The 21,812-nt window shown below is 71.8% G+C and carries 18 protein-coding genes; 11 read left to right on the top strand and 7 right to left on the bottom strand.

Annotated elements, in window-relative coordinates; all coding sequences use genetic code 11:
• Window positions 1–34 precede the first annotated feature (34 nt).
• Together NAEX_RS29665 and NAEX_RS29660 are read left to right on the top strand one after the other, a co-directional pair.
• Window positions 35–739, top strand: a complete 705-nt coding sequence (locus NAEX_RS29665) for a zinc metallopeptidase (RefSeq protein WP_211302496.1) — start codon at window positions 35–37, stop codon at window positions 737–739.
• A 156-nt stretch (window positions 740–895) separates the two neighbouring features.
• Window positions 896–2,344 carry a phospholipase D-like domain-containing protein gene (locus tag NAEX_RS29660; protein WP_096330847.1) on the top strand — a complete coding sequence of 483 codons (1,449 nt, stop codon included), beginning with the start codon at window positions 896–898 and terminating at the stop codon, window positions 2,342–2,344.
• A gap of 80 nt (window positions 2,345–2,424) precedes the next feature.
• Here NAEX_RS29660 and NAEX_RS29655 read toward each other — a convergent pair whose 3' ends face one another.
• Complete coding sequence (locus tag NAEX_RS29655) at window positions 2,425–2,649, bottom strand: 3-oxoacyl-[acyl-carrier-protein] synthase III C-terminal domain-containing protein (RefSeq protein WP_096330846.1); 225 nt, start codon at window positions 2,647–2,649, stop codon at window positions 2,425–2,427.
• Between the two features lie 291 nt (window positions 2,650–2,940).
• Between NAEX_RS29655 and NAEX_RS29650 the strand changes: the two genes are divergently transcribed.
• From NAEX_RS29650 to NAEX_RS29625, 6 genes are all read left to right on the top strand, one after another.
• Window positions 2,941–4,074 (top strand): hypothetical protein, encoded by a 1,134-nt coding sequence (locus NAEX_RS29650; protein ID WP_143140390.1) that lies wholly within the window; start codon window positions 2,941–2,943, stop codon window positions 4,072–4,074.
• 47 nt (window positions 4,075–4,121) lie between these two features.
• Complete coding sequence (locus tag NAEX_RS29645) at window positions 4,122–5,831, top strand: hypothetical protein (protein WP_096330844.1); 1,710 nt, start codon at window positions 4,122–4,124, stop codon at window positions 5,829–5,831.
• 256 nt (window positions 5,832–6,087) lie between these two features.
• Window positions 6,088–8,244 carry a type VI secretion system Vgr family protein gene (locus NAEX_RS29640; protein ID WP_096330843.1) on the top strand — a complete coding sequence of 719 codons (2,157 nt, stop codon included), beginning with the start codon at window positions 6,088–6,090 and terminating at the stop codon, window positions 8,242–8,244.
• 3 nt (window positions 8,245–8,247) lie between these two features.
• Window positions 8,248–10,392 carry a PAAR domain-containing protein gene (locus NAEX_RS29635; RefSeq protein ID WP_096330842.1) on the top strand — a complete coding sequence of 715 codons (2,145 nt, stop codon included), beginning with the start codon at window positions 8,248–8,250 and terminating at the stop codon, window positions 10,390–10,392.
• Complete coding sequence (locus NAEX_RS29630; protein WP_096330841.1) at window positions 10,389–11,447, top strand: hypothetical protein; 1,059 nt, start codon at window positions 10,389–10,391, stop codon at window positions 11,445–11,447. The genes NAEX_RS29635 and NAEX_RS29630 overlap by 4 nt, the downstream gene beginning before the upstream one ends.
• Complete coding sequence (locus NAEX_RS29625) at window positions 11,444–12,283, top strand: DUF4123 domain-containing protein (RefSeq protein WP_096330840.1); 840 nt, start codon at window positions 11,444–11,446, stop codon at window positions 12,281–12,283. Before NAEX_RS29630 ends, NAEX_RS29625 begins: the two co-directional genes overlap by 4 nt.
• Before the next feature lie 65 nt (window positions 12,284–12,348).
• Here the strand turns inward: NAEX_RS29625 and NAEX_RS29620 are convergent, their stop codons facing one another.
• Complete coding sequence (locus NAEX_RS29620; RefSeq protein ID WP_211302495.1) at window positions 12,349–13,383, bottom strand: NAD(P)-dependent alcohol dehydrogenase; 1,035 nt, start codon at window positions 13,381–13,383, stop codon at window positions 12,349–12,351.
• Between the two features lie 64 nt (window positions 13,384–13,447).
• Here NAEX_RS29620 and NAEX_RS29615 point away from each other — a divergent pair, with 64 nt between their 5' ends.
• Window positions 13,448–14,149: a TetR/AcrR family transcriptional regulator gene (locus NAEX_RS29615; RefSeq protein ID WP_096330838.1), complete on the top strand. Its 702-nt coding sequence runs from the start codon at window positions 13,448–13,450 to the stop codon at window positions 14,147–14,149.
• On the opposite strand, the gene NAEX_RS29610 is transcribed toward NAEX_RS29615, so the two are convergent.
• The 5 genes from NAEX_RS29610 to NAEX_RS29590 form a co-directional block, all read right to left on the bottom strand.
• Window positions 14,146–14,613: a hypothetical protein gene (locus NAEX_RS29610; RefSeq protein ID WP_143140389.1), complete on the bottom strand. Its 468-nt coding sequence runs from the start codon at window positions 14,611–14,613 to the stop codon at window positions 14,146–14,148. The genes NAEX_RS29615 and NAEX_RS29610 overlap by 4 nt on opposite strands.
• Window positions 14,614–14,825: 212 nt before the next feature.
• A complete protein-coding gene (locus NAEX_RS29605; protein ID WP_096330836.1) occupies window positions 14,826–16,421 on the bottom strand; it encodes a family 43 glycosylhydrolase in 1,596 nt (531 codons plus the stop codon).
• Window positions 16,422–16,870: 449 nt separating this feature from the next.
• Entirely contained in the window at window positions 16,871–17,656 is a 786-nt protein-coding gene (locus NAEX_RS29600; protein ID WP_143140388.1) for a hypothetical protein, read from the bottom strand.
• 8 nt (window positions 17,657–17,664) lie between these two features.
• A complete protein-coding gene (locus NAEX_RS29595) occupies window positions 17,665–19,281 on the bottom strand; it encodes a hypothetical protein (protein WP_096330834.1) in 1,617 nt (538 codons plus the stop codon).
• Window positions 19,278–19,628 (bottom strand): hypothetical protein, encoded by a 351-nt coding sequence (locus NAEX_RS29590; protein WP_096330833.1) that lies wholly within the window; start codon window positions 19,626–19,628, stop codon window positions 19,278–19,280. The genes NAEX_RS29595 and NAEX_RS29590 overlap by 4 nt, the downstream gene beginning before the upstream one ends.
• A 271-nt stretch (window positions 19,629–19,899) precedes the next feature.
• On the opposite strand from NAEX_RS29590, the gene NAEX_RS29585 reads away from it, so the two are divergent.
• Both NAEX_RS29585 and NAEX_RS29580 read left to right on the top strand, forming a co-directional pair.
• Entirely contained in the window at window positions 19,900–20,367 is a 468-nt protein-coding gene (locus NAEX_RS29585) for a hypothetical protein (protein ID WP_143140387.1), read from the top strand.
• A gap of 288 nt (window positions 20,368–20,655) precedes the next feature.
• The gene (locus NAEX_RS29580) at window positions 20,656–21,693 is read left to right on the top strand and encodes an esterase/lipase family protein (RefSeq protein WP_096330831.1); all 1,038 of its coding nucleotides are present in this window, start codon (window positions 20,656–20,658) and stop codon (window positions 21,691–21,693) included.
• Window positions 21,694–21,812 lie beyond the last annotated feature (119 nt).

The following is a 21,812-nucleotide window of genomic DNA, read 5'->3' as shown; positions in this document are numbered from 1 at the left end:
CGCCGACCTTGCACCGGCCGGCGGCGGTACCACCATGGTCCGTGCAATGTGGGCCTTCGATCCACAATACATGCTCTACATGGTACCCGGCCTGCTGCTGTCGCTGCTGGCCTCGTGGTACGTTCATTCCACGTTTCGCCGCTACGCGCAGGTCCCGCTGCAGGCGGGCCGCGGCGTGACGGGCGCGCAGGCGGCCGCGGCCGTGCTGGCGCAGGCCGGGGTCCGCGACGTCCGCATCGAGCCGATCGACGGCGCGCTGTCCGATCATTACGACCCCGCGCACAAGGTGCTGCGCCTGTCGCCCGACGTCTACGCCGGCCGCTCGGTCAGCGCCGCCGGCGTGGCCGCGCACGAGGCCGGTCACGCCATTCAGCACGCCCAGGGCTACGGGCTCATGCGCCTGCGTCAGGCCCTGGTGCTGCCGGCGCGGATCGGCTCGCAGCTGTCGTACATCGTCATCATCGCCGGCCTCGCGCTGCACATGCTCGGCCTGGCGTGGTTCGGCGTGTTCCTGTTCGCCGGCATCTTCCTGTTCGAGCTGGTCACCCTGCCGGTCGAGCTCGACGCCTCCCGCCGGGCCCGCGAGCGCCTGCAAGCCGCCGGCCTGGTGAGTCGCGCCGACTACGTCGGCGTCAAGCGTGTGCTCGACGCGGCCGCCTTCACCTACGTCGCCGCGCTCGTGACCACCGCGCTGCAGATGCTCTACTTCGTCACCCGGATCCGCGGCGAAGAGCGCTGACGCCGGACCGAGGCCGAGTCCGCCTCCGCCGGCAAACAATGCCGACGGCGGCGACAGGGTTGGCGCGCGATCGGATCGCAGTGCAGGCTAGATCGGCGACGACGTCGAGCGCGGGAACCATGGCCTCCCCCGCGCTCGCGTCGTCGGGGTCCTGTCATGCTCCACCGACGATCCCACGCGGCGTGGTTCGGCGCGGCGCTGCTGGCCTGCCACGCGGCCGACGAGGAGGTCGGCCCGCGCAGCGGCGAGGCGCCGATCTGCGACGTCGTCTTCTCGCCGCGACCACCGGCCGAGAGCCACAACGTCCGCGTCGCGCGGCTCATCGGCGAGGCCGAGCGCACCCTCGACATCGCCATGTATTCGTTCAAGGACGCCGAGATCCGGGCCGCCCTCGCCGCGGCGACCGAGCGCGGGGTCGAGGTGCGCTTCTTGTTCGAGAAGGCCGGCGAGGACCGCAAGCTCGCCGGCGCCGCGCTGCAGGACTCGCCGTCGGGCCGGCTCGAGCAGAGCGGCGTCGACGTGCGCTGGGTCAACAAGATCATGCACCACAAGTTCATGATCGTCGACGGCCCGCGCGACGACCTCGCCGCGGCCGACCGCGCCCACCTCGTCACCGGCAGCGGCAACTGGTCGCCCGGCGCCGCCACGATCTACGACGAGAACACCCTGTTCCTGCGCGGCGAGCGGGAGCTGGTGCTGCGCATGCAGCAGGAGTTCGAGCACCTGTGGACCCACTCGCGCGACTTCGTCGGCGACCCCGCGCTCACGAGCCGCCCGTCGACGCTCGCGCTCACCGACGCGATGATCGCCGACGAGCCCGGCGCGCACGTCTACTTCACCTCCGCCAACTTCGACCTGCGCGGCGGCGACACCTTCGTCGCCAGCGGGCGCGAGGTCGTGAGCGAGGCGCTGGTGGCCGCGATCGCGGGCGCGAGCGAATCGATCGACCTCGCCTCCAACCATTTGCGCCTGCGCGGCGTCGCCGAGGCGCTGATCGCCCGCGCCGGGGAGCTGCAGATCCGCGTCTACCTCGACGGCCAGGAGTACATCGCCGCCTCGACCCACGCGGCCCAGGTCGCCGCGCTCGCGGAGTGCTTCGCGCAGGCCGGCGCCGACCCGGCCAGGCGGCGCGCCTGCGACGACCGCGGCTTTCTGTTCGGCTACCAGGTCGGCGCGGCCGGCATCGCCGTGCGCTACAAGTTCTACGCCTACCGCTGGCACGCCAGCTACGCCGAGCAGATGCACCACAAGTACATGGTGATCGACGGCGACGAGCTGTGGACCGGCAGCTACAACCTGTCTGAAAACGCCGAGCACAACACCTTCGAGAACATGCTGGTGTTCCGCGGCCCCGCCTACGCCGAGCTCGTCGCCCGCTTCGCCGACAACTTCGCCGCGATCTGGGACACCGGCCGCGACGACGAGCGCCTCACCACCCTGCACCGCGACATCGCCGACGGCCGCCCGGTGCCGCTGGTGTTCCCGGCGATGGCGCTCGAGCACGCGGAGATCCGGGAGCTCAAGAACAAGATCCGCGCGGCCTGCCCCGCGGTCGACTCCCCGCCTTACCGCGAGCACCCGGAGGCGCACCGGACCTGCGAGTGAGCTGTCTCGAGGGACAGCCCTGCCGCCGGCTCAGAAGCGGTACAGCGCCCCGGCGAACTGCAGCCCCGAGCCGATCGACATCACCAGCCCGAAATCGCCCGGGCGCGGCTTCTTCGCCCGCAGGAGTCGTCGAGCACCCGGCCGAGCGAGGCGGCGATGCAGTTGCCGTAGCGCTCGATGTTGAAGAACGACCTGGACTCGGGGATCCCCGTCTTCGCCAGCCATGCGCGCTGGGCCGGGCCGTTGCTCATGTTGAACAGGACCCAGTCGAGCGGGTCGCCCGACAGCTCGTGGCGCGCCAGCACCGCTCACAGATCCAGGTGAACTTGGTCTGCAGGTTCTCGGGCACCTTGCGGAGGTCGAGGTCGTGGAAGTCGGCCAGGGCCTCGTCGAGGTTGTCGCGCGACCGCGGGTGCTTCGATTGCGCCGGGTCGTCGCTGGATCACGACGTCATGAGTGATTTTCGCCACGACCGCCGCGACGTCCACTCGACGACATCCCCCGCGACGAGCTCCGCGGAGGTCCACCGGCGCGAGCGACAGCGCCTGCAGCCCGCACACCTCGTCACGAGCGCGGCTGTGATAGCGTCGGCGGCGATGCGTACGCCCTCTCTCGCGCTCTCGCTGCTCGCCCTGGCCGCCTGCGCCGACACGGACCAGCCCGACCCGTGCCGCCTGCGCAGCGCCAGCCGCTGCGACATCCGCCAGGTCGACTGTCAGGAGCACGTCCACGCGGTGCTCGGCTGCATTCGCGACACCGATCACCCGTTGCCCACGATCGCCGTCATGACCGCCGACGAATACGCGGTCGCGCACCCGCCGGCCTCGCCGCGCACGCCGGCCGAGCAGCGCCTGTGGGATCAGCACGTGCGCGCCTACGTGCTGCTGGGTCTCTTACCGGCGGACTGGCAGGAGGCCGAGCCGACGCCGGTCGTCGCGCCCTACGTCGCCTACGATTCGACGATCGACACCGTCGTCGTCGTCGCCGACGGCACCCAGCGAGAGGCCGAGCTCTACGGGCTGCTCTACACGCTCGCCCTCGCCGACCGCGACCGCGAGACGGACCTGAGCGGACTCTTGCTGACGAAGACCGGCACCTTCGACAGCAAGCGCGCCCTGACGGCGCTGTTCGCCGGCGAGGCGACCTTGTTCGCCGACATGGCGGTGGCGCGCGAGCTCGACTACGGCGAGCTGGCGGAGCGGTTCTCCTACGCGCAGGCGCTGGACTTCACGCGCCGGCGCTTCGCCGATCCGGAGGTCGCGTGGGGCGAGGCGATGGCGCTGTTCCAGTACTACTTCGGCGCCGACTACGTCCTCCGCGCCTTCCGCTCGGGCGGGGTCCCGGCGATCGACGCCCTCTACGAGGATTCGCTGGCGTCGACCGCCTACGCGCTGGCCGGCAGCGTCGACATCGAGGCCGCGTTCTCGGCGATCGACGTCGCCCTGCCGGCGCCGCCCGAGGGCTTCCGCTACCTCTCGCAGGACAGCTTCGGCCCGGCGATGCTGCAGATCCACCGCGCCCGCGAGGACGGCGAGAGCACGGCGAGCGCCGAGCAGTCGCTGGCCCGCACCTGGGTCGGCGACCGCCTCGTGATCGCCGGCAGCGACACCAGCGACGCCGTCGCGGCGGTGTGGCAGATCGCCGGACCGGGCGGCGAGGTCGCCGAGACCATCGTCCGCGCGAGCGACGACGCCACGCTGACCGCGTTCCAGGAGCTGTTCGAGGGCTGACCGCGGCCCGCGTACGCAGGCTCGGTTACATCGGCTATCCTCTGGATGTGCCCCTGCTCCGCCGCCGGCCGCGGATCCAGCTCTACACCCCGCGGGTGGTGGTCGCCGGCCAGCCGTTCGTCGCCCGGGTGGTGCTGCACTGCCGCGAGGAGGTGCCGCTCGAGTTCGTCGACGTCGAGCTGCGCGGCGCGCTCGACCGCTTCCGCGAGCGCGAGAACGGCACCGAGGAGCGCGTGGTCGAGTTCCTGCGCCAGCGCGCCCGCGTGCGCGAGGCCGGGCCGCTCCCCATCGGCGAGCACTCGTGGAGCGTCACCTTCCGCCTGCCTGCCGGCGCGCCGGTCAGCTACAGCGGCGGCTCGTACCGGATCTCGTACACCTACCACGTCCACGCCAGCGTGCCGTGGTGGCCCGACGCGCGCGCCACCTTCGTCGCCCACGTCGAGAGCGCGCCGGCCGAGACCGCGAGCCCGCCGGCCACCAGCGTGTTCGCCTCGGGCCCGACGCAGGGCGAGTCGCCCGACTTCGAGCTCTCGCTCGGCACCACCGTCGTCGGCCCCGGCGAGCCGCTGCGCGGCGCGATCGCCCTCGCCGACCCCCAGCGCCACGCCTACCGCGAGGCCACCCTCGCCCTCGTCGCGCTCGAGAGCGCCGACGGCTTCCTCGGCCGCACCAGCCACCGCCACGAGGTCTGCCGCTGGACCCTCCCGGCCGACCGCCTGCGTGAGACCGAGCCGCTCGCCTTCACCTTGCAGCTCCCCGAGGGCGTGGTCGCCGGCTTTGACCACGGCGGCGTCGCCCTGGCCTGGTACCTCCACGCCAAGGTCGACGTGCCGTGGTCGCGCGACCCGGAGGTGTGGATCCCGCTGACCGTGGTCGGCCGCCGCGAGCCGGCGCTGCAGGGCGAGCAGGCCCCGCCGGCCGTCGGCACCCGCCGCGTCGAGGCGCTGTGGCGCGACGTCGCCGCCCGCAGCGGCCTCGCGTGGGAGCCCGGGGCGATGCACGGGGCCGTCGCCGGCGCCGCGCTGCGGATCTCCCGCGAGCACGTCGACGGCCGCGGCGCGGTCGCCGTCGCCCGCCTCACCACCCCCGACCTCGGCCTCGGCCTCGCCCTCACCGGCGCGCCCCCGAAGCTGGTCGGAAGGGACATGTCTCAAACGACATGTCTCAATCAACATGTCTCCGAGTTGCTGCGCCGCTGCCCGCCGCGGGCCGCCGACGATCGCGGCCTGGTGTTCGAGGTCGACGAGCCGGGGCGCGACGCGGCGGCGCTGCGCCGGTTCGTCGAGGACGTCAAGGCGGTGGCGGCCGCGCTGGCGGCCGCGCGCGAGGTGATGCCCGCCCCGACGGCCATGGCCGCGGCCGTGCCGGCGTGGGAGCGCGCGGCCGGCCAGCTCGGCGGCCGCCTGCAGCGCGCCAGCATGGCGGTGACCGCCGCCGTCGACGGCGTGGCGATCGCCGTGCGCACCGACTGGGACGCCCGCGGCCGCCCGCGGCGCACCCTGTTCGAGGCCCGCCCCGGCGTCCCGATCGATCGCCGGCACCACCTCGTGTGGCGCGCCGAGGACGGCAGCCCGCCGGCCACCGAGCTGCCGCTGGCCCCCCTGTGGCCGGGCGCCGGCGAGATCGTGGTCGACGCCGGCTCGGTCCGCGTCGCCGTCGACGGCCCGCTCGCCGATCCGCTCGAGCAGCTCGACCGGATCACCGCGCTCACCGTCGTCGGCAAGCACATCGAGGGCCGCCGCGGCCACTACCGCTGACACCTGACCGCGTCGCAGCCGACGCATCCAGGATGACCCGAGGGTCATGTCGCGCGCGCCAGGTCCCGCGGCCATCGGCCCCGACCGCCGGCGCCGCGCAAGACCAAGCCCGCCCCGGCGCCGGGATCGCGCCAATGGCCATTCTCGCGCACGCAAACGACGTTCTACGACCTCGCGCGCCTTGCTCCGGCGGCCGGACCTCGGCTACCGTCGCGGCCTTGTTCGGCAAGCAGTCCGCGGTGGTCGGGAGGGTCGGATGGCAGCGCTCGCAACTATTCTCGCGTTGATCGGCAACCGTCCGGTCTACACCTTCACCGTCGACGGCGCCGACGCCGAGACCCGCGTGCTGCGGTTTCGCGGCCAGGAGGGGGTCAGCGCGCTGTACGAGTTCCGCCTCGAGCTCGCCTGCCCGCACATGCTCGAGGTCGACCAGTTGGTCGGCAAGACCGGGGTGCTCGAGATCGCCGGCGTCGACGAGCCGCGGTTCGTCCACGGCATCGTCGCCCACGCCGAGTACATCGGCGAGAGCCGCGAGTTCGCCCTGTTCGCCGTCACCCTGGTGCCGCGGGTGTGGCGGCTGACGCTGCGCCAGGACTGCCGGATCTTCCAGGAGCAGCGCACGCCCGACATCATCCGCGCGGTGCTCGAGGCGGCCGGCTTCAAGCCGAGCGCCTACCGGTTCGACGTCGTCGGCTCCTACGCCCCGCGGAACTACTGCGTGCAGTACCGCGAGAGCGACTGGGACTTCATCAGCCGGCTGCTCGAGGAGGACGGCCTCTTCTATTACTTCGAGCACGAGGAGGACAAGCACGTGCTCGTGATGTCCGACCACAAGGGCACGCACCGGCCGATCGCCGGCGACCCGCAGGTGTGGTGGAACAGCGCCGACGGGCACGTCGAGGATCGCGAGCACATCCACGAGTTCCGCTTCGGCCAGCACATCCGCTCGGGCAAGGCCAGCCTGCGCGACTTCTACTTCCCGACCCCCGAGCAGGGCATGGAGGTCCGCGCCGAGGCCAAGCAGGACATTGACCTCGAGGTCTACGACTACCCGGGCGAGTACCGCTTCCCGACCGGCAACGACCCCGACCGCGGCCCGGGCATCGCCAGGAACCGGCTCGAGGCGATGCAGGCGACCCGCCGCAGCGGCGCCGGCAAGGGCGACTGCATGCGCCTCGTGCCCGGCTACGCGTTCACGCTGACGGGCCACCGCCGCAGCGAGCTCAACGGCGACTACACCCTGCTGACCGTCAGCCACCGCGGCGAGCAGCCGCAGGTGCTCGACCAGGACGCCAACAGCGCCAACGCCTTCGTCTACGAGTCGCGGTTCACCTGCATCGAGCGGGCCACGATCTACCGCCCGCCGCGGACCACCCCGCGGCCGTTCGTGCGCGGCCTGCAGTCGGCCGTGGTCGTCGGCCCGCCCGGCGAGGAGGTCCACGTCGACGATCAGGGCCGCGTCATGGTCCAGTTCCACTGGGACCGCCAGGGCAGGTTCGACGATCACAGCAGCTGCTGGATCCGCGTCAGCCAGCTGTGGGCCGGCGCCGGCTGGGGCGCCATGTTCATCCCGCGGATCGGCCACGAGGTCCTGGTCGACTTCCTCGAGGGCGACCCCGACAAGCCGATCATCACCGGCCGCGTCTACCACGGCAACAACCCCGTGCCGTACCCGCTGCCGGCGGAGAAGACCAAGAGCACGATCAAGTCGGAGAGCTCGCTCGGCGGCGGCGGCTACAACGAGTTCCGCTACGAGGACCTCAAGGGCTCGGAGCAGATCTTCATGCACGCCGAGCGCGACCTCGACATCCACGTCAAGCACGACCGGATGGAGAACGTCCTGCACGACCGCCACCTGCGGGTCGGCGACGCCGTCAACGGCGAGAAGGTCGGCGACTTCAACGAGCTGGTGATGCGCGACCGCCACATCCGCGTCGACCGCCACCGCCACGAGCACGTCGGCGGCGACGCCTACGTGCACATCGGCGGCATCGACGGCGACGGCAACCAGCACGTCATCATCGACAAGAACGAGTACACGCTGGTCCGCGTCGACCGCCACGACCACGTCGAGGGCTCGGCGATGGCCAAGGTCGACAAGACCACCTCGCTGACCGTCGGCGACGAGGCGCACGTCAAGGTCGGCAGCAAGACCGCGCTCGAGTCGGGCGCCGAGGTCCACGTCAAGGCGCCGACGATCGTCATCGAGGCCGGCACCGGCATCACCGTCAGGGGCCCGGGCGGCTTCATCACGATCGACGCCTCGGGCGTGGTGATCCAGGGCCGCCTGGTCAAGGTCAACTCGGGCGGCGCCGCGCTGGCGGGCAGCGGCTGCGCCCCGATCGCCCCCGAGGACGCGAAGCCGGCCGAGCCCGTCTCGCCGCGACCGGCCGACCGCGGAGCGGAGACCTGAGCCATGCCGCCCAGCGCACGCATCACGGACGGTCACACCTGCCCCGTGCACGGCGGCGGGCCGGTCTGCGTCGGCGACGCGACCATCATCATCGGCAATGTCCCTGCGGCCAGGTTGGGCGACGGCCTCGTCTGTCCGTGCGGCCCCGACCTGATCGCGCAGGGCGAGCAGACGGTGATCTTCGGCAACATGCCGGCCGCGCGCCTCGGCGACGCCACCGCCCACGGCGGCGCCGTCGCCCAGGGCTGCCCGACGGTGCTCATCGGCTCGACCGCGCAGACCGAGGCGCTCAAGACCGACAAGCCGTTCTGCGAGAAGTGCCCCTACGAGCAGCGCCCGCCGGAGCTCGAGGGCTTCCCGCCGGTCATCATCGACGCGCACATGCACATCCAGAGCGGCAACTGCGCCCCGCTGCCGCCGCTGCGCGACAAGGCGCTCGGGCTGCGCATCGATCGCGGCACCGTCAATTTCATGGCCGGCGTCCCGCTCCTCAGCTCGCTCATGGTCGGCGACCTGGGGGAGGTCGCGCCCGAGCCGACCCACGTGGTCGGCGAGCGCCTCATCAGCGAGAACAACGGCATCGACTTCCTCGCCGGCGGCGCCGGCGGCTACTTCGTCGGCGTCTCGATCGTGCTGACGATGGACATGGACTTCTGCCACCTCGACGGCTACGACGGCCTGCACATCTACCAGGAGGACGAGGAGGGCCGCCGCTGGTACGCCAACCGCAGGGACGGCACCCAGCGCTACGAGGACTGCCGGCGGGTCTACCTCGACAGCAACGAGGACCTGCCGATGGACCACGAGGAGGGCGAGCTGCAGGCGCAGGAGGGCCCGATCGAGAGCTCGCGCCAGTTCGACCGCTACCTCAAGGACCAGCGCTCCAACTGCTACGAGACGTGGCGCCAGCAGCGGCGCCGCACCGAGATGGTGGCCGCGCAGAACCCCCTGCGCCTGCTCCCGCTCTACCACTTCGAGCCGCGCCGCTACATCAAGCTCGAGAAGGCCGACGCCCCGTTCAAGTCGCTGGTCGAGAACGGCGGCCTCTACGTCGGCCTCAAGATGTACACCTCGCAGGGCTACATGCCGAAGGAGTCGACCGAGCGCGGCAGGCAGACCGGCGAGGTCACGCGCGCCTTCTTCAGCCGCCTGGCGAGCGAGAACCTGCCGCTCCAGACCCACTGCACCCCGGAGGGCTGGTACACCCACCACCGCAAGCTCTACATCGACCTCGCCAGCGAGGAGGTGCGCGAGCGCTACAAGCACCCGATCGACGGCTCGCTCGACGACCGCGAGCGCATGCAGTACTTCCAGGACCACTTCGTCCACCCGGAGGCGTGGCGCCTGGTGATGCAGGACAACCCGTCGCTGCGGCTGTGCCTGGCCCACTGGGCCTCCGACGACAAGCTGTGGCGCGACCCGGTCGCCGACTTCAAGAAGCCGACGATGACGCACGCCGAGCTGCGCGAGTTCCAGAAGTGGGCGATCGGCCGGGCCGGCTCGCGCTACTACAAGAGCATCCACGAGCTGTGGCCCGAGTCGCCGTTCGCGGGCAAGGCCATGCCCTCGGTCGACGCCAAGGACACGATCTACGCCAAGAGCTGGATCCGCAGCATCGTCGAGCTGTGCGGCGAGTACCCCAACTTCTACACCGACCTGTCCTACCTGCCGATCTTCAACAAGTACGAGGCGTGGGGCGGCGAGGACGTGCCCTACTGGCACCAATTGGTCGAGATCTTGCGCGAATACCCGTACATGGTCGACAAGCTGATGTTCGGCACCGACTGGTACATGATCCTGATGGACAAGCACGGCTACCGCAAGTGGTACGAGGAGACCATCAAGGCGCTCGAGCAGGTCTCGACCGCGCTCGAGGGCCAGTGGTCCGCGCATTATCTGTTCCACCAGTTCGCGCTGATCAACCCGATCAAGTTCTACCGGCTCGACAAGATCGTCGACAAGCTCAAGGACAACCTCACCGCCGCGATCGGCCGGCTCGACGGCGGCGACAAGGCCAAGATGCTGTCCGACCTCGAGCGCCGGCACCAGGTGCTCGCGGCCGCGTGCGACCAGGCCCGCCTGTCGCGGATGCAGGACGCGGTCAAGCAGGGCCCGCTGCGCTTCACCGGCCCGGAGGGCTGGCTGTGATCGTCCAGCCCGGCCCCGACGTCGAGCGCCGCGAGCTGCTCGCCGTCGCCTTCCACGACTACCCGCTCGACGACGCCCTGGTCGCCTGCGTGGTCCCGGTCGGCTCGCCCGCCGCGGCCGCCGTGATCTCGTACGAGAACGCGCTGTGCTCGCTGCACGTCGACGAGCACGGGGCGGCGATCCGCGAGCACCACCTCGACGTCGTCCCCGCGATCGCCAGCGGCGAGCTCGCGCCGGTCCACCCGGCCATGCCCGGGCGCGCCTGCACCTACCTGCAGAGCCGGCGCATGGTCCGCTACGACCTCGACCAGCGGGTCACCAAGCAATTGCGCATGGTCCGGGGAGACGACTCGCTGATCGCCGGCACCTGGCTCTCGGGACAGGAGAACCGCCTGGCCGTGCAGGTCGAGGACACCAGCCGGTACGACGACGGCGGCCTGGTGCTCGGCCGCGTCGAGGTGTTCGACCTCGCGACCGACCGCCGCCTCGGCGCCGCCCCGCTGCCGCGGGCCCGCGACGCCGGCCAGGGCTGGGCGGCCGGCGCCGACGCGGTGGCGATCGCTCGCGACGGCGGCCTCGTGGTGTTCGACGCGGCGATGCAGCCGCTCGCCGATCACCCGCTGGCCCGCGCCGCCCGGACCGCGCTCGCCGACGCCGGCGCCTCCGAGGTCCACGCGCTGCGGATCCACCCGTCGCAGCCGCTCGCGGTGCTGGCGGCCTGCACCGCCGACGTGATGGGCGTCCGCGACTTCACGCTCCACCGCGTCGGCTGGGGCGCGACCGGCGAGCCCGAGGTGCGCCGCCTGGCCAAGCTCCACGCCGTCGGCGACGTCGGCTTCGGCGCCTTCGCCCCCGCCGGCGACGCCCTCGACATCCGCGTCGCCACCGGCGGCGTCACCTGGATGATGCTCGCCGTCGGCCCGCGCCTCCTGCTCGACCTCGGCCCCTCGCGCGGCCTGCAGGGCGCGGTGTGGTCGGGCCCGCGGCGCTTCCTCGCGTTCGAGCGCGGCACTGCCCAGATCGTCGCGTGGAACCTGCCCGAAGGGACAGCATGAGCGCGACCCGGCGCGGCATCCTCGAGCTGTGTTGGGGCCCGCAGCAGGGCGCGAAGGCGATCGTCGTCCCCGGCCGCGGCCTGACGATCGGCCGCGACCCGGCGGCGGGGCTGGTCCTCGACGACCCGAACGTCGCCCCGGTGCACGCCGCCGTCGAGTGGGACGGCGCCGAGGCGCGCCTGCGCCACCTCGGCGGCCCGGCGCTGACCTTGCTCTCGGGACAGGCGGTCACCACCACCGCGCCGCTCGCCCACGGCGAGTGGATCCGCGTCGGCGGCACCGACCTCACCTTCCACGTCGAGGCGCTCACCCCGGCCCCGTGGTCGCGCGAGCCCGACGACGAGGCCGCCGCCGAGGCCGCGCTGGCGGCCCTGCAGCGGGTCCCCGGGCCGCTGTTCGCCGTCCTCGACACCGCCGCCGAGCCGCGGATCGCCGAGCTCGTGCGCGAGTCGGTGGCGCCGTGGCGCTCGCTGTTCGACGGCGTCGAGGGCGCGCGCCTGGCCGACGCCGCCCCGCACGTGGTCGCGCTGTCGGCCGACCCACGCCTGCGCGACGACCTGGTGCGCGAGGGCTGGGGCTACCGCTGGGGCGTGCTGCTCGTCAGCGACCGGTCGCTGTTCGAGGTCCGCCAGCACCTGCGCAAGTTCCTGCTGGTCCAGCGCGAGGGCACCCCGGAGCCGACCTTCTTCCGCTTCTACGACCCCGACGTGCTGCGCGTCTACCTCGACTCCTGCACCCCGGCCGAGCTGTCGCAGTGGTTCGCCGGCGTCGTGCGCTGCCACCTCGGCGAGGACTACGGCGGCCCGACCGGCTGGTGGCGCTTCGACGCCCGCTGAAGCCGCGGGCCTCGTCATGCTTCATCGTGCATGTCCCCAAGGACATGCCCGATGAGCCAGACGGCCTACACCGCGATCACGACCTTGCCCTGCGTGTGCCCCGCGGCCACGTGCCCCAGCGCCGCCGGCGTCTCGGCCAGCGAGTACTGGCGCTCGATCACCGGGCGGAGCGTCCCCGCCTCGACCAGCGACGCCAGGAACTGCAGGTCCGCCTGCCGCGGCGCGGCCATCAGCGAGGTCATCCGCGGCCCCGGGAACGCGTTCCGGATCGCCATCGCCGCCAGGCGGAACATCGGCCCGAACCACTCGCCGCCCGCGCCGGCCGACGCCACGTACACGCCGGTCGGCGTGAGCCGCGAGCGGCAGGCGGCCAGCGGGCGGTCGCCGATCAGATCGAGCACCACGTCGTACTGCTCGGGGCGGGCCGCCCAGTCCTCGCGGGTGTAGTCGATGACCTGGTCGGCGCCGATCGACCTGACCTTTTCGCCATGTCGCGTGCTGCACACCGCCGTCACCTCGGCGCCCAGCGCCTTGGCGATCTGCACCGCCATCGTGCCGACTCCGCCCGACGCGCCGACGATCAGCGCGCGCTGGCCGGCCTGCAGCTCGCCGGCGTCGCGCAGGCCCTGCAGCGCCGTCATGCCCGAGACGGGCAGCGCGGCCGCCTCGGCGAAGCTCGCGCCCCTCGGCATCGCCGCCAGCCGGTCGGCCGGCGCGCACACGTACTCGGCGAAGCCCTGCTTCACCTGGCCGAACACCGCGTCGCCCGGCGCGAGCGCGGTGACGCCCGGGCCGGTCGCCTCGACCACGCCCGCCACCTCCTGGCCGGCCACGCCGAGCGCCGGCCGCCGCAGCCCGAACATCAGCCGCAGCAGGTACGGCTTGCCCGTCAGCAGGTGCGCGTCCCCCTTGCACACCGACGCCGCCCGCACCCGCACCAGCACCTCGCCGGCGCCCGGGGCCGGGCGCCGGGCCTCCTCGAGCCGCAGCACCTCGGGCCCGCCGTAGGCCCGCTGGACGACCGCGCGCATGGTCGCGGGGGCGGCCTGGACGGCCGTGTGGAGGTGGATGGATGCGCTCGCGCCGATCGTCGTGGTCATGTTCGTCTCCGCGGTACTTACGCTGTAAGTTGACCGCTCGGTGATTAAAGCTTACAGCGTAAGTATGTCAAGCAAGAAGTCGTCCGGCCGCAAGGCCGGCCGCGGGAAGCCGGCCCGACGGGAGCCGCTGAGCCGCGAGCGGGTCCTGCGGGCGGCGGTGGAGCTCGCCGACGAGGAGGGCCTGGCGGCGCTGTCGATGCGCAGGCTCGCGCAGGCGCTCGGGGTCGAGGCGATGTCGCTCTACAACCACGTCGAGAGCAAGGACGACGTGCTCGACGGCATGGTCGACCTCGTGGTCGGCGAGATCGAGGCGCCGGAGGTCGGCGGCGACTGGAAGGCGGCGATCCGCAGGCGCGCGGTCTCGGCCCACGCGGTGCTGCTACGCCACCGCTGGGCCCCGCAGCTCGTCGTCTCCCGCCTCAACATCGGCCCGGCGATGCGCCGCTACGTCGACGCGACGCTCGGCTGCCTGCACGCCGCCGGCTTCTCCTACGCGCTGGCCGACCGGGCCTGGAACGCGATCGACAGCCACATCTACGGCTTCACGCTGCAGGAGCTGAACTTCCCGCTCGCGCCGGGCGAGTACGCCGCCGCCGCCCAGCAGTTCCTGCCCCTCATCCCGCCCGAGCAGTACCCGCACATGCACGCGCTGTCCCAGCTCGTCATCGCCGGCAAACACGACGGCCTGCAAGACTTCACGTTCGGCCTCGACCTCCTGCTCGACGGCCTCGAGCGCCTGCTCGGCGAGCAGGGCGCGGCGGCCTAGCACTGATCGATCGCCGCGACGAACCGCTCCCAACACGGGTGGGCCTCGTCCTGCAGCTCGGTGCAGGTCGCCGCCTCGAAGCACTGCGTCGCCTCTTCCCACTTCGTGGCGCACATCGGACCGGTCACCTCGCAGGGACACCCGCCGAACGCCGCGTCGAGCCCGCACTCGATCATCCGGCCGCAGAACTGCTCGCACACCCGATCGCCGCCGCCCGTCGTCGACCCGCCCGTCGTGTCGCCGGTGGCCCCCGTGTCGCCGGTCGTCCCCGAGTCGCCGGTGGTCTCCGTGTCGCCGGTCGTCGGACCCGACGTCCCCGACGAATCGGTCGCTCCGCCGCCCGTCGACGTCGACCCGCCCATCGTCGCGCCGCCCGTGCTCGAGCCCCCGCTCCCCGAGGCCGTCCCATCGTCCTTGCTCCCGCACCCGAGCGCCACCAACACCACGCACAGAACCGTTCGCATCCTCTCCACCATCGCATCTCCCCCGCGGCGCTTCAACCGGACGCGAGCTCGCGCGAAGCGACTGCGGACACGAACGCCCCTGGAGCGGCGATGGAAGTTCGCACGACGGTTCGGGTCGTCGGTTTACCTTCGTTTTCTTGCCCCGGCCTCCACGTCGGCACCCGACCGAGCTCGCCGCGGTGGTCGGGCCTCGGGATGCCGACCCCCGGCCCTCAAGGCTCGCCGGGCCAGGCCTGCAGCGTGCGGCTCGGCGAGCCGTCGTGGATCCGCGGCCAGCCGTTCTCCCACACCACGCGGTCGACGAGCACCTGCCGGCCGGCGCCGCCGTCGTGCGTGCCGTCGCCGGCGTTCGTCCACGCGTGATAAATGAAATAATCGTAGCCGCCGACCGGCAGCAAGGTGCCGTGGCCGGGGCCGACCCATCGCTCGTTGTTGGTAAGAATCGGCGGGCCCAGCTTTTCATACGGCCCGAACAGGTTCGCCGAGCGCGCGACGCCGGTGCGGTAGCGGTGATCGTAGACGTTGCCGCTGTACAGCAAATAATAATAATCGTCGCGCCGGACGAGCCACTGCGCCTCGACGACCCCGCCCTCCCAGGAATTGGGGTCGTTCGTCAGGATCTGCACCTCGTCGCCGGCGAACGCCAGGCCGTCGTGGGTGAGCTGGCGGATGATGATCGGCGTCGGCTCGCCCTTCGAATTGCCGTCGATTTTATACAAGAGGTAGGGGGTGCCGGAATCCTCGTAGTAGCTGGCGTCGATCACCCCGAGCGGATGTTCGACGAGCGGGCCGGCGGTCTCGACGTAGGGCCCGAGCGGATCGTCGGCATACGCCGCGCCGATGCTGAGCACGTTGGCGCCGTTGACGGTGGTGAAGTACGCGATGTACCGGTCGCCGACGCGGTGCAGCTCGGGCGCCCAGTTGCGGTTGCCGTTGGCGGCCCACGCGGGCTTCCCGTTGGGCAGCACGGCGGCGCCGGTGTCGCTCCACAGCACGAGGTCACGCGAGTGGCGGATCGGGAACGAGCCGCCGGTGCAGACCATGTAGAAGTGGGGCCCGTCGACCTGCTCGACGCCGAGGAGCCCGGGGTCGGGGCAATCGTGCGGGTAAACTGGGTTGCCGTACGGGGGCTTGGGCGGGCCGAGCTCGTCGGAAGGGTCGGCGGCGAGCAGATGGTCGATCGGGATGACCTGCTCGGGGATGGCATCGCTCGACCACAGCAGCCGGGCCGACGCCTCGATGTCGATCTCGAAGTAGTCGACGCGGATCGGCGTCGGCACGCCGGCCGCGAGCTCGACCGTCGCCTCGTTGCGGGTGACGTAGTGCGGGGTCCAGTCGTCGATCACCAGCGCGCCGTCGACCCACACGCGGACGCCGTCGTCGGTCTCGGTGATGATCTTGTAGGTCCCGGTCGCGGGCGCGAGCAGGGAGCCGGTCCAGCGGATCGAGTAGCGATCCGGCGGCAGCGAGGGATCGGGGGCGTCGAGACCCCAGACGAAATCGAGCCCGGGGTCGATGCGCGACAGCACCGGATCGATGTAGGTGGCGAAATACTCCGCCCGCAAGCCGTGCATCGGCGGCGGGGGCGGCACGCTGCCGGTCGTGCCGTCGCTGCTGTCGTCGCCGGTGCTGGCCTCGGTCGGGCTCTCGCCGGCGGTCGTCGGGACGCCGGTCTCCGCGGCCGTGGAAGCACCCGTCGTGGAAGCGCCCGTCGTGGTCGTCGCGCCGATCGTCGCCGAGGAGTCCGGATCGCCGCAGGCGACGACGGTTGCGACAGGGACGAGCGCCACGAGGCTGCGTACGTGCATCGCGGCGGATGCTAGCCAAGGCAGAGCCGAGATTCGTTCGTCTGCCGATGCAGCCCATGCAAAGCCCGATCAGCCGATCGGCTCGTCTTCACGCGCTCGAAAACACAACGACGGCTGCACCTCGCAGGAGCAGCGGCTCTTCATGCGCGGCAGCGAGTACGCCACGACGACTGCCCCATCTCGCCCTTTGCCGACGAGCACGACGTGCTCGAGCGCTGCACGCCCCCGCCGTCATCGCTCGATTACCGCGCCCCCGCGAGCGCCTCGAGCCCCCACTTGGTGGTTCCGCACCACGGGTTCCCCCGCTGGGAATCGGAAGCATTTCCAGCCACGCGACCATTCGCCGATGGACACGTGGATCGGTCAGAACAGCCCAAGAGGCATTCATGAGCTCCGGCCGCTCACGCGCGAGCTCTGCTTCGAGCGCTGCACGCCCTCGGCCGTCCCGCCTACCGCACCACCTCGAACATCCCGTCGACGCGGCTGATGAACACCGGCAGCGACCACGCGTTGCCGTCGGCCGCCTGCCCGCGCAGCACCGGGCGGTCGTCGCGGGTGCGGGGCTCGACCACGCGGCCGTCGCAGCACAGGTGCAGCACCACGTCGTCCGGGCGCAGCGGCTCGACCGTCCACGCGCCGTCCTTCGACAACTCGGTGAATTGTTGCAACAGCCCCGCGCGCGCCGACGCGGGCGTCATGCCGTAGAGCGGCGCCAGCTCGGCGAACTTGATCCGCTGGCGCGACAGCAGCCCCGGGATGTCGCCGAACACCAGGTCGGCGTGCAGCGCGTCGAGGAACATCAGCAGCTCGGCGGTGGTCGCCGCGTCGAGCGACAGCCTCGCCGCCGTCTGCCAGGCCCACGTCGGCCCCTGCGGCAGGCGGAACTCGTAGGCGATCCGCAGCGGCAGCGTCGGCGTCGGGTCGTCGGGCGCCGGCGCGTAGGTGAGGCCGTCGATCGGCTGATCTTCGCCCGCGGGCACGATCTCGCCGAGCGGCCCGACGCAGCGCTGGACGATCAGCCGGCGCGGCGACAGGGGGTCGGCGGTCGCCGCCGGCGGCGCGATCGCGTCGATGCGGACCGCGATCTCGTTGTCGCCGCCGACCAGCCATTCGCTGACCGACGGGATCGCGGTGTACGGCGCGTCGACCGGGGTGCGCAGGATCGGCGCGCGGTTGACGAACACCTCGCAGGCGTAGCCGTGGATCGAGACGTTGAGATAATCGACGGTGGACACGGGGATCGTCACAGGATGGTGCGGGCCCAGATCGGCCGCTTCTCCCACAGCGTGGCCTGCTTGGTCACGCTGAAGAAGAGCTTGCTCTTGGCGGTGAAGGTGCCCTTGCCGGGGGCCAGGTCGAAGTTGGCCTTGAGGGAGAACGGGCCCAGCTCCATCGTCGCCGCGCCCTCGAAGCCGGCGTTGATCTTGCCGACCACCTCCACCCAATCGCCGAGCGCGCCGCGGACCCCGATCTCGCCGCCGACCGACGGCGGCACCGACACCGTCCCGGCCGGGCCGGTGCGGTCGGGGTTGGCCTCGCGCGAGAACGTCAGCTTGAGCTCGCCGGTCACCGCGCCGTACACCTGGGCCTTCGCGCTCAGCAGCTCGAGGCCGAACGCGATCTCGGCCTTCGCCGACACCAGCGTCAGCGCCACCTCGACCTTGTAGTATTTATAGACGGTGTGGTTCTTCGGCCACTCCTTGTAGCCCCACTCGTACTCGAGGCTGCCGGCGAACACCTCGACCTCGACCGAGAAGGTCCAGCCGATCTTCGGCATCTTGTTGCCGAGCGCCTTGAAGAACTCGATGAGCCCGAGGATCTGCTTGCGCAGGTTCATCAGGAACTCGATGAACTCGGCGGCCTTGAACGACTGCGTCCAGTCCTTGCCGTTGCGCGTGAACGTGAAGCTCTTGGCCGTCGCCAGCGCGCGGCCGTCGGGCGCGTCGCTGGCCTCGTACTTGTCGGACGAGTAGTCGCGGCCGCGGATCGTGCCGAGCTGCTGGGTCTGCGTCACCGTGCCGTGCTTGTTGCCGACCGACTCGGTGCGGCGATACAGCTCGGTGTTGCCGCTCGTCCGCATCTCCTCCTTGGTCGACTGCGACGTGCGGGCCAGGCCGCGCGTGTCGGAGCTCGAGGTGTTGTCGTACCTGACCTTGCCCTCTTTACCCCACGAGCTGGCCTTCTCCCGCTTGCGCACCGACGGCAAGCTGAGGCCGATCTTGAAGATGTCGGGCGGGTAGACCGCGACCTTGTGCTTCCAGGAGTAGAACGCCTTCCGCTGCGGCGCCGGGCGGGCCCCGCAGGCCGCCATCGTGAACACCCACACCGCCGGCGGCGGGAAGAAGAACTGCCGCAGCCCGGCGAAGAAGCCGATGCGCGTGACGTTGGCGAGCCGGTTCTTGAACCAGTTGGGCTCGTACGAGACCGCGACCTCGTGGACCGGCCCGCGCAGCACCTTCACCGGGCCGAGGCTCATCGGCGGCTGGATCGTCAACGCCGGGTGCCCGGGCGAGTAGCCGGGGCCGCCGGAGGCCTTGACCTTGATCGTGTCGGGATCGATGACCTCGAACCTGTCCGTCACCGCCGGGTTGCGCTTGTTCGGCGAGTGCTTCTGGTTGGTCATGATCTTGCCGCGCCCCTGGTCGAGCCAGAACGCGACGCTGGCGATCTCCCGCTTGTCGGGCACGCCGCAGTGCTTGCAGCTGAACTCGAGCTTGTCGAAGTCGCACGGCGGGACCTTGCGCGGCTGCTGCTTCTGGCAGGTCGCGCACGGGGCGTTGGCCGGCTGACCGGCCTTGCTCTTCAGGGCGGGCGGCGGCGTCTTGCGGGGCGCGGGTCTCGGGGCTGGTCTTTGGGTCATGTCTCTGCCGGGCTCCCGTACAGGCTGGCGAGCAGCTCCATCGGCTCGGGCCACGTCTGCAGCTCGTCGAGGTTGTGCAGCACGCCGATCGCGTCGTCGGAGTCGGCGAACCGCTCGTCGAAGCGCGACGCGACCTCGAGGTGGCGCAGCAGCGAGACCTCCTCGACGAGCCCGAGCTGCAGCCCGCGAGCCAGCCGCCGCTCGACCCATGCGCCCGCGACCTCGTCCGTCGCCTCGGCCCAGCGCTCGGGGTGGGCGTCGCGGAGGTGGACGACCGCCGCCGCGACGAACCGCCGCCGCGACAGGTTCGCCAGGGCCTCGATCTGCGGACGACGGATCTTGAGCATGAGCGCAGCGGCCAGCGGCGGCGCTCGACCATAGCGAACAGCCCCGCGTCCGCCTACGGCGTTCTGCGAGCCCGGCGCGCGATACCGCGACGCGCAGCCCACGCTGCGCGCGTCGCTTCGCGCCCTCGACCTCGCGTCGCCCGTGGCCGCGCCGACGCGTGAGGCCCACGCGACCCGTGTCGCGCTTCGCGGCGCCGGTGTCGAACGAGTGTCCGCCCGGCCTCGCGCGCGCCCGAGCGGTCCGCTGCGCGAGTGCTACCATCGCGTCATCATGCTCCGGAAGATCCTCCTCGCAACCGCGCTCGCCAGCCTGCCGTCGGCCGGCTGCGACTCGCAAGCGTGTACGCTCATCGGCTGCGGCAGCACGTTCCAGATCGCGCTGCAGCGCGCCGCCTGGACCGCCGGCGAATACACGGTCACGGTGGTCGCCGACGGCGAGACGATCGAGTGCGCCGCGACGCTGCCGCTGCAGTGCGACGCGCCCCCCGCGTGCCCGCAGTCGTCGCAGCTGATCCTCGGCCTCGAAGGCTGCGCGCTCGACCCGTCGCAGCACAAGCTCGGCAACCTCGAGTTCCAGCAGGGCCGCGCCCCCAAGTCCGTCGCGGTCCAGGTCCTCCAGGACGGCGCGCTGCTCGGCGAGGGCCAGTACTCGCCGAATTACTCCGAGTCCCAGCCCAACGGCCCCGACTGCGAGCCGACCTGCGTCGGCGCGGACGGGGTCACGCTCACGCTGAAGTAGCTGCTCGAGGGGGCATGTCCTCCAGGATATGTCTTAGCTGGCCTGTCCGCCAAAACATGCTCCTTTGAGCATGTCTACAACGACACGCCTCTTCGCCATGCCCTGTGATCGCCGCGTCCCGGCGACCACCCCAGCCGACCGCGCGACTCTGTTCGAAGAGAAGTCGCGGGACCTCGAGACCGCCGGGCGGCGCGCCGCAAGTCGGCGCGTGACGGCGATCGCCTCGCCCCCTCGCAGCCGCGGCGCGCCGCCGGGATGCTCGCACGCTTGCTGCGAGGAGAAGCGTCCGTGTTGTCGCTCGATCCACTGGGCCCCGACGATCTCGGCGAGTCGCGCGAGCGGGCGCGGCTGGCCGCGCACGCCGGTTGCGGCGTGCTCGCGCCCTACGGTCCTCCGCGCGCGAGCTTGCGGCCGCTGGTGCTGGTCCACGGGATCCACGGGCACCCCGGCGAGCTGCGGGCGCTGGCGGAGCGGGCGCTGGCGGCGGGCGATGTCCAGCCGTACCTGTTCTTGTACGACGACCTCGGCCGCTACCTCGATCGCAGCGGCGACGATCTCGCGCGCGCCCTGGCGCAGCTCGCCTGTCAGGCGCCGCGGCCGGCGGTCGTGATCGTCGCGCACTCGATGGGCGGCATCGTCGCTCGCTGCGCCCTCAACTCGCTCGTCGATCCGCGGTGGTTCCCGCGCTTCACCCACCGCCAGCTGCGCCGGGGCAAGGTCCGCGTGCGCGGCAGCGCCGAGGCCGTGCGCGCCGGCGTCCGCCTCGAAGCGCCCTGCGCCGCCGACTTCGCCGCGATCGATGTGCTGGCCGTCGACACCCCGTGGTCGGGCTTTTGCGCCCCGCGCCTCGACCTGCGCAACCTGTGGCGACGCCAGCGGGCCTGGGTCGACATGGTCTCCAACAGCGTCGTGCTCACGCGCCTGCACGGCGTCGCCTTGCCGGCCCATTTTCGCGTGCATCACCTCGAGGCCGACCAGCGCGGCGCCGGCCTCCCCGACGACAAGATCTGCACCCTCGGCGACCTCGACGACGCCGACCTCGTCCGCTTCCAGCGGGCGATCCTCGGCGATCGCCGCGCGCTCGGCAGCGACCCGCGCTTCCACAACCTGTTCGCCGCCCTCGCCGGCGAGCGCAGCTTCCCCGCCCTCGCCGCTGATCTGCGCGCCAGCGGCCTCCTCAGCGCGTCGGCGTTCCGGGCCGAGCTGCGGCGCGCGGTCCCGCGGCTGGCCGGCAGTCACACCTCCGTGCTCGAGAACACGGCTTTGTTCGCGCTGCTCGACGAGCTGCTCGTGCGCGGCGCCACCGAGGTCCGCCCGCAGGCGTGACCGCGGGCGCCTCGTCCATCGCTGCCGCTCCCCGCCACCGGCTGCTCCCCGTCTCCACGACCGGAGAGCGCGGCCATCTTGCGAATTGACCGAGCTCTTACAATCGGCGCCCGCGCGCC

It is taken from the genome of Nannocystis exedens (assembly GCF_002343915.1).
GTDB classification, from domain to species: domain Bacteria; phylum Myxococcota_A; class Polyangia; order Nannocystales; family Nannocystaceae; genus Nannocystis; species Nannocystis exedens.
Note: the sequence above shows the minus strand (reverse complement) of the source record. Positions and strands in the feature narration are given on the sequence as shown.

Coding starts and splice junctions, on each gene's coding strand:
- NAEX_RS29635 (WP_096330842.1), top strand. CDS start 8,248: ATGCCGCCCAGCGCACGCATCACGGACGGTCACACCTGCCCCGTGCAC.
- NAEX_RS29650 (WP_143140390.1), top strand. CDS start 2,941: ATGCGTACGCCCTCTCTCGCGCTCTCGCTGCTCGCCCTGGCCGCCTGC.
- NAEX_RS29615 (WP_096330838.1), top strand. CDS start 13,448: ATGTCAAGCAAGAAGTCGTCCGGCCGCAAGGCCGGCCGCGGGAAGCCG.
- NAEX_RS29605 (WP_096330836.1), bottom strand. CDS start 16,421: ATGCACGTACGCAGCCTCGTGGCGCTCGTCCCTGTCGCAACCGTCGTC.
- NAEX_RS29620 (WP_211302495.1), bottom strand. CDS start 13,383: ATGACCACGACGATCGGCGCGAGCGCATCCATCCACCTCCACACGGCC.
- NAEX_RS29640 (WP_096330843.1), top strand. CDS start 6,088: ATGGCAGCGCTCGCAACTATTCTCGCGTTGATCGGCAACCGTCCGGTC.
- NAEX_RS29660 (WP_096330847.1), top strand. CDS start 896: ATGCTCCACCGACGATCCCACGCGGCGTGGTTCGGCGCGGCGCTGCTG.
- NAEX_RS29665 (WP_211302496.1), top strand. CDS start 35: ATGGTCCGTGCAATGTGGGCCTTCGATCCACAATACATGCTCTACATG.
- NAEX_RS29625 (WP_096330840.1), top strand. CDS start 11,444: ATGAGCGCGACCCGGCGCGGCATCCTCGAGCTGTGTTGGGGCCCGCAG.
- NAEX_RS29590 (WP_096330833.1), bottom strand. CDS start 19,628: ATGCTCAAGATCCGTCGTCCGCAGATCGAGGCCCTGGCGAACCTGTCG.
- NAEX_RS29610 (WP_143140389.1), bottom strand. CDS start 14,613: ATGCGAACGGTTCTGTGCGTGGTGTTGGTGGCGCTCGGGTGCGGGAGC.
- NAEX_RS29585 (WP_143140387.1), top strand. CDS start 19,900: ATGCTCCGGAAGATCCTCCTCGCAACCGCGCTCGCCAGCCTGCCGTCG.
- NAEX_RS29595 (WP_096330834.1), bottom strand. CDS start 19,281: ATGACCCAAAGACCAGCCCCGAGACCCGCGCCCCGCAAGACGCCGCCG.